We start from the raw sequence: 5,920 nt of genomic DNA on the forward strand, positions 1-5,920 counted from the left end.
GGCCGAGATCATGGACGTCGCGGCGGCCGTGGTGCGCGCCGAGCACCCCGGGTTCGAGCCGCCCAGCTCGGTCCGCTCCACGGGCGTACGCCCCTGGGCCCGCGCCACCGACGACCTTCCGGGCGCCGTCGCCAAGGCCGTCGGGGAGCTCACCCCGTCCGAGGGGCGGCTCGCGGTGATCGCGCCCCGCGACCTCCACCGCTCCCTCGCGGCCCGGCTGGACGGAGTGACGGCGGGCGCCGAACCCGACCTCACCCGGACGGTGGTCCTGCTCGACCCCCGCCAGGCCAAGGGCCTGGAGTTCGACTCCGTCCTCGTGGTCGAGCCCGGCCGGTACGGCACCAGCGACCTGTACGTGGCCCTGACCCGGGCCACCCAGCGGCTGGGCGTGCTCCACACCGGGAAGCTGCCGCAGGCCCTGGCGGAGGCCTTCGGGTGACGGAGCGGCCCCGCACCCGCCCGCCCGGGTGCGGGGCCGCCTACCGCAGGAGCGACCGCGGATCCCGCAGGGCGTGCCACAGCCCGGTGGTGAGCGGTACGACCGTCATGGCGAAGAACACCCAGAACAGGAACTCGGCCCCGGGCGCGATTTCGTAGACGGTGCCGTCCTCCCACTCGCAGTAGGCCCGCGGCGGAAACGGGGTGGAAACACCCCACACCCTTCCGCTCCCGATGACGCCCTCCTGGAACGGCTCTCTGGGGCAGGGGGCGGTATCCGGGAACAGGACGGGATCGTCCGCCGCCATGATGAACACCCAGGTGGCCGCCATGAGTGGCACGGCCCAGAAGACCGACGTCTTCACCCACAGTGGCAGCAGCGGATGCGCGAGCAGCCCGCGGAGCGCGACCCAGCCGACGACCAGCCCGGCGAAGACCGGAAGCAGCGTCATGACGTCAGGGCCTCCTTGCGGGCGCGCAGTTCGCTCGCGTAGCCCGCGCCGATGGCGAACAGGGCGGCGGACAGCGCGAGGGAGGCGCTCGCCCCGTTCATCCACGCGTAGCCGGGATCGCTGGAGTACACCGAGCCGTCGTCGCGGACGCAGTCGAAGCGCAGCGGCAGGTACGAGGACCGGTGATGGGACAACCCCTCCCGCGTGGCCTCGTCGAAGCCGTCGCGGCAGGCCGGGGCCGGGATCGAGTCCGCTCCGTCGCCGAACGCGTGCTCCGCCACCAGCACGGAGAAGAACCCCAGCGAGTACACGGCCGCGGCCGCCCACGCGGCCGTCACCGCCGCCCGGCGCAGCAGGTGCACCGGCCACGGCTCGGGCCGCCCGGGCAGCGCCATCGCCACGACCCCCGCCCCCGCGACGAGCGCACCGACGGCGCAGGCGATCGAGACGCCGAAGCCCATCAGCACGGCAGGCCCTGCGAGGTGACCGGGGTGACATCCATGCGGTCACCCCACCAGGGCCGTGCCGGCCGTGCTGTGGTGGAAGCCACTCCTCCGGTCACAGCCCTGTCACAGGGGCCCCGGCCCCCCTAAGCCGGCCGCAGCCACACCGTCGCCAGGGGCGGCAGGGTCAGGCGGATGCTGGCCGGGCGGCCGTGCCAGGACTGGGGTTCGGGCTTGACCGGGTCGGGGTTGGTGACGTCGCTGCCGCCGTAGCGGGCCGCGTCGGTGTTGAGTGCCTCGTGCCAGGCGGGGACGTCGTCGGGGACGCCCAGGCGGTAGTCCTGGCGGGTGACCGGCGCGAAGTTGGACACCGCCAGCACCGGGACGCCCTCCGGGTCCAGCCGCAGGAACGCGAGGACGTTGTCGTCGGCCGCGTCCCCGACGATCCACTCGAAACCGGCCGGGTCCGTGTCCAGCCGCCACAGCGCCGGGGTCGCCCGGTAGACGGTGTTCAGGTCGCGGACCAGGTCCCGCACACCCCGGTGGTCGGGCTCCGCCCCGTAGCCCGGGTCCAGCAGCCACCAGTCCGGCCCGTGCGCCTCGGACCACTCGGCGCCCTGCGCGAACTCCTGTCCCATGAACAGCAGCTGCTTGCCCGGGTGGGCCCACATGTAGCCGAGGTAGGACCGCACCCCGGCGCGCTGCTGCCACCAGTCGCCCGGCATCTTCGACACCAGGGACCGCTTGCCGTGCACGACCTCGTCGTGGGAGATCGGCAGCACGTAGTTCTCGCTGTACGCGTACACCATCGAGAACGTCATCTCGCCGTGGTGGTACTTGCGGTGCACCGGCTCGTGACTCATGTACTGCAACGAGTCGTGCATCCAGCCCATGTTCCACTTCAGCCCGAACCCGAGCCCGCCGAAGCCGCTCGGGCCCTCGTGGTGGGTGGCGCGGGTGACACCGTCCCAGGCGGTGGACTCCTCGGCGATCGTGACCACGCCGGGCACCCTGCGGTAGACCGTCGCGTTCATCTCCTGCAGGAATGCCACCGCGTCCAGGTTCTCCCGGCCGCCGTGCTCGTTGGGCGTCCACTGGCCCGGCTCGCGCGAGTAGTCCAGGTACAGCATCGAGGCGACGGCGTCCACGCGCAGCCCGTCGATGTGGAACTCCTCGCACCAGTACACGGCGTTGGCGACGAGGAAGTTGCGCACCTCGTTGCGCCCGAAGTCGAACTCCAGCGTGCCCCAGTCGGGGTGGGCGGCCCGCAGCGGATCCTCGTGCTCGTACAGGGGCTTGCCGTCGAACTCGGCCAGCGCCCAGTCGTCGCGCGGGAAGTGCGCGGGCACCCAGTCCATGAGCACACCGATACCGGCCTGGTGCAGCTTGTCGACCAGGAACCGGAAGTCGTCCGGCGTGCCCAGCCGGGCCGTCGGCGCGTAGAAGCCGGTCACCTGATAGCCCCAGGAGCCGCCGAACGGGTGCTCCGCGACCGGCATCAGCTCGACGTGCGTGAAGCCCAGCTTCTTCACGTACCCGGGGAGCTGCTCAGCGAGCTGACGGTATGTCAGCCCCGGGCGCCAGGACGGCAGATGGATCTCGTACACCGAGAACGGCGCCTCGTGCGCCGGGGCCTCGGCGCGCCGGGCCAGCCACTCGGTGTCGCCCCACTCGTACTCCGAGGAGGTGATGACCGACGAGGTCGCGGGCGGCACCTCCGTGCGGCGGGCCATGGGGTCGGCACGCAGCGTCTTCGAGCCGTCGGGGCGCGTGATCTCGAACTTGTACAGCTCGTCCTCGCCGATGTCCGGCAGGAACAGCTCCCACACCCCGGACGAGCCCAGCGACCGCATGATGTGCCCGGTGCCGTCCCAGAAGTTGAAGGTGCCGGTCACGCGCACCCCGAGCGCGTTCGGCGCCCATACCGCGAACCGGGTGCCGGTCACGCCCTCGTGGGTCGTCGGGTGGGCACCCAGCGCCGTCCACAGCTCCTCGTGCCGGCCCTCGCCGATCAGATGCAGGTCGAGATCGCCCAGCGTGGGCAGGAAGCGGTACGCGTCCTCGGTCTCCAGGACCGTCCCCTCGTACTCCACGACCAGCCGGTACGCCGGGACCTCCCGCAGCGGCAGCAGCCCCGAGAAAAACCCCTCCCCGTCGTCGTGCAGTTCGGCCCGCAGGTCCCCGGAGACCACGCTCACCGACAGGGCGTACGGCCGGAACGCCCGGAAGGCGATGCCGCCGGGTACGGGGTGCGCGCCGAGCACGGAGTGCGGGGCGTGGTGCGTGCCGGCGAGCAGCCGCTCCCGGTCCACCGCGTCGACGGCGGGTGAGACGGCGACTTCCATCTCCGGCGGAACGACCTGGGCGGAAGCGGCCTTCCCGGCGGGGACCTTCGGGGTGGGGGTCTTCCGAGCCGGCGCCTTCTTGACCGCGCTCTTCTTCGCCACGGCCTTGCCCGCGGGTGCCTTGCCGGCGGCGGTCGTCCTCGCGGGGGTCTCGGCGACCGTGCTCTTGGCGGGGGTGGCCTTCTTGGCGGTGGTCTTGGCAGCGGTGCTCTTGGCGGGGGTGGCCTTCTTGGCGGGAGCCTTCTTCGCGGTGTTCTTCGCCGCAGGCGACTTCCCGGCCACCGCCTTGCCGGCGACGGAGCACCGTCAGCGCGATGGTGCCGCCGAGCAGCAGAACGGCCTTGACGATCTGGATCCACGTGGTCGCCCGCATCCCTCCCAGTGACACGTAGATCACCATGAGCGCGCCGACACCGATGACGGTCCAGGCCCGCGCCGCGTCGCTCGTGCCCCCGAGCAGCAGCGCCACCAGGCTGCCCGCGCCGACCATCTGCGCCACCAGATACAGAACGGACACCGTGACCGAGGAGGTTCCCGCCGCGATGCGTACCGGCCGTTCCCTCATCCGCGCCGCCACGACGTCGGCGAGCGTGAACCGGCCGCAGTTGCGGACCAGTTCCGCGACCAGGAACAGCACCACCAGCCACGCCACGAGGAAACCGACGACATACGACAGCCCGTCGTAACCGAACAGCGCGATGAGCCCGGTGACTCCGAGGAAGGAGGCGGCCGACAAGTAGTCGCCCGCGATGGCAAAACCATTCTCCATGGGTGAGAACAGCCGCCCGCCCGCGTAGAACTCCTCCGCCGAACCCCGTCGGTTGCGGCTGACCCACGTGGTGATCCCCAGGGTGACCGCGACGAACGCGCTGAAGAGCAGCAGCGCCAACGTCTGGTGTTCCTCCGTCACGACCTACCACCGTTCACGCCACGCGTCAGTTCCTGTGTGTCCCACCGCAGTTCGAGCGCGGCCCGGTCCCTGCGCAGCCGCGCGTGCCGTGCGTACGCCCAGGTGAGCAGGAACGTGGACAGGAACTGCCCGAGCCCCGCCACCATCGCCACGTTCACCGCTCCCGCCACGGGCCGCGCCATCAGCTCCGGCACTGTTGTCGCGGCCACGACGTAGCCCACGTACCAGGCGAAGAAGGCCCCGAACGCCGGCACCACGAACTTCCGGTACCGCCGCCGCACTTCCTGAAAGGCCGCGCTGCGCTGCACTTCCAGGTACACATCGGCCGCCGCGGCCCCTGTCTCGCCCTCCGCCCGTGACGACGGAACCACCGCAGGGCCTTGCGCCCCGTCACCGGCCGACTCGCCCCAGCCGGAGGCGAGGGCGTCGTACCAGGGATCGTCGTACCTGAGCTGCCCGGCCTCGTCGGCCGGGGCCGGGTCATGACCGTCGAGAGGCTCGACCCAACTCTCCTGGCCGTCCCCGCCGCCACGGGGACGGCCCTTGCTTCGCTGCATGCCCAAGGATGGACAGAACGGGAAGATCCACGACCCTTCTTCCCCTCGGTCTTCACCCCTTCAGGTGACTAACCCGCTGGTGGCCGCACGAGTCTATTCGCGTAGGCGTAACGCACGGCCTGCGCACGGTCCTTGAGCCCGGTCTTGGTGAAGAGGTTGTTGATGTGGGTCTTCACCGTCGCCGTGGAGACATGCAGTCTCCGGGCGATCTCCGGGTTGTTGAGCCCCTCTGCGATGAGGAGCAGCACCTCCATCTCCCGGGCCGTGAGCCCGTCCGGTGGCTCGGGCGGCGCGGCCGGTCCGGGCTCGGCCTCCGACAGGCGCTCCAGCAGGCGTCTCTGGATGCCCGGGGAGAGGCCCGCGTCTCCGGACAGCACGCTGTGCACGGCTCGCACGATCTCGTCCCCGCCCGCGTCCTTGGTGAGATAGCCGCGCGCCCCCGCCGCCAGCGCCGGGAACAGCGACTCGTCGTCCGCGAACGTCGTGAGCACCACGACCTGCGTCCCGGAGTGCTCCGCGCGGATCCTGCGGGTCGCCTCCACCCCGTCGCAGCGCGGCATACGCAGGTCCATCAGCACCACGTCCGGGGCGAGTCCGGCGACGAGCGCCACCGCCTCCTCCCCGTCCCCCGCGGCGCCGACCACCTCGATTCCGGGCAGCAGACCGAGCAGCATCACGATGCCCTCCCGCACCACGGTCTGGTCGTCGGCGACCACCACCCGAGCGGACTTCGGCTCGGCCTCCTGCGTCATACCGGCACCCTCAACGTCACTAC

The 5,920-nt window shown here is 71.5% G+C and carries 5 protein-coding genes and 2 pseudogenes; 1 reads left to right on the forward strand and 6 read right to left on the reverse strand.

The window, feature by feature from the left end:
* Positions 1 to 439, forward strand: a pseudogene (locus tag ABZ281_RS33700) (ATP-dependent DNA helicase); the annotation flags it as partial.
* Positions 440 to 479: 40 nt separating this feature from the next.
* Here ABZ281_RS33700 and ABZ281_RS33705 read toward each other — a convergent pair.
* The 6 genes and pseudogenes from ABZ281_RS33705 to ABZ281_RS33730 form a co-directional block, all read right to left on the reverse strand.
* On the reverse strand, positions 480 to 890 hold the full coding sequence (locus ABZ281_RS33705) for a hypothetical protein (RefSeq protein ID WP_356661715.1): 411 nt from the start codon (positions 888 to 890) through the stop codon (positions 480 to 482).
* A complete protein-coding gene (locus ABZ281_RS33710; protein WP_356661719.1) occupies positions 887 to 1,351 on the reverse strand; it encodes a hypothetical protein in 465 nt (154 codons plus the stop codon). The genes ABZ281_RS33705 and ABZ281_RS33710 overlap by 4 nt, the downstream gene beginning before the upstream one ends.
* 128 nt (positions 1,352 to 1,479) lie before the next feature.
* Positions 1,480 to 3,678, reverse strand: a complete 2,199-nt coding sequence (gene glgB, locus ABZ281_RS33715) for a 1,4-alpha-glucan branching enzyme (RefSeq protein ID WP_356661721.1) — start codon at positions 3,676 to 3,678, stop codon at positions 1,480 to 1,482.
* Between the two features lie 304 nt (positions 3,679 to 3,982).
* A pseudogene (locus ABZ281_RS33720) lies at positions 3,983 to 4,588 on the reverse strand (cation acetate symporter); the annotation flags it as partial.
* Entirely contained in the window at positions 4,585 to 5,145 is a 561-nt protein-coding gene (locus ABZ281_RS33725; protein ID WP_356661717.1) for a DUF485 domain-containing protein, read from the reverse strand. The gene ABZ281_RS33725 and the pseudogene ABZ281_RS33720, both read right to left, overlap by 4 nt.
* A gap of 68 nt (positions 5,146 to 5,213) precedes the next feature.
* Positions 5,214 to 5,897, reverse strand: a complete 684-nt coding sequence (locus tag ABZ281_RS33730) for a response regulator transcription factor (RefSeq protein WP_356661723.1) — start codon at positions 5,895 to 5,897, stop codon at positions 5,214 to 5,216.
* Between the last annotated feature and the right edge of the window lie 23 nt (positions 5,898 to 5,920).

This window comes from Streptomyces sp. NPDC006265, assembly GCF_040613555.1.
In the GTDB taxonomy this organism is placed as follows: domain Bacteria; phylum Actinomycetota; class Actinomycetes; order Streptomycetales; family Streptomycetaceae; genus Streptomyces.

What these genes read in the sequence shown, in the direction of transcription:
- ABZ281_RS33705 (WP_356661715.1), bottom strand. Translation starts at nt 890, where the DNA reads ATGACGCTGCTTCCGGTCTTCGCCGGGCTGGTCGTCGGCTGGGTCGCG.
- ABZ281_RS33710 (WP_356661719.1), bottom strand. Translation starts at nt 1,351, where the DNA reads ATGGGCTTCGGCGTCTCGATCGCCTGCGCCGTCGGTGCGCTCGTCGCG.
- glgB (WP_356661721.1), bottom strand. Translation starts at nt 3,678, where the DNA reads ATGGAAGTCGCCGTCTCACCCGCCGTCGACGCGGTGGACCGGGAGCGG.
- ABZ281_RS33725 (WP_356661717.1), bottom strand. Translation starts at nt 5,145, where the DNA reads ATGCAGCGAAGCAAGGGCCGTCCCCGTGGCGGCGGGGACGGCCAGGAG.
- ABZ281_RS33730 (WP_356661723.1), bottom strand. Translation starts at nt 5,897, where the DNA reads ATGACGCAGGAGGCCGAGCCGAAGTCCGCTCGGGTGGTGGTCGCCGAC.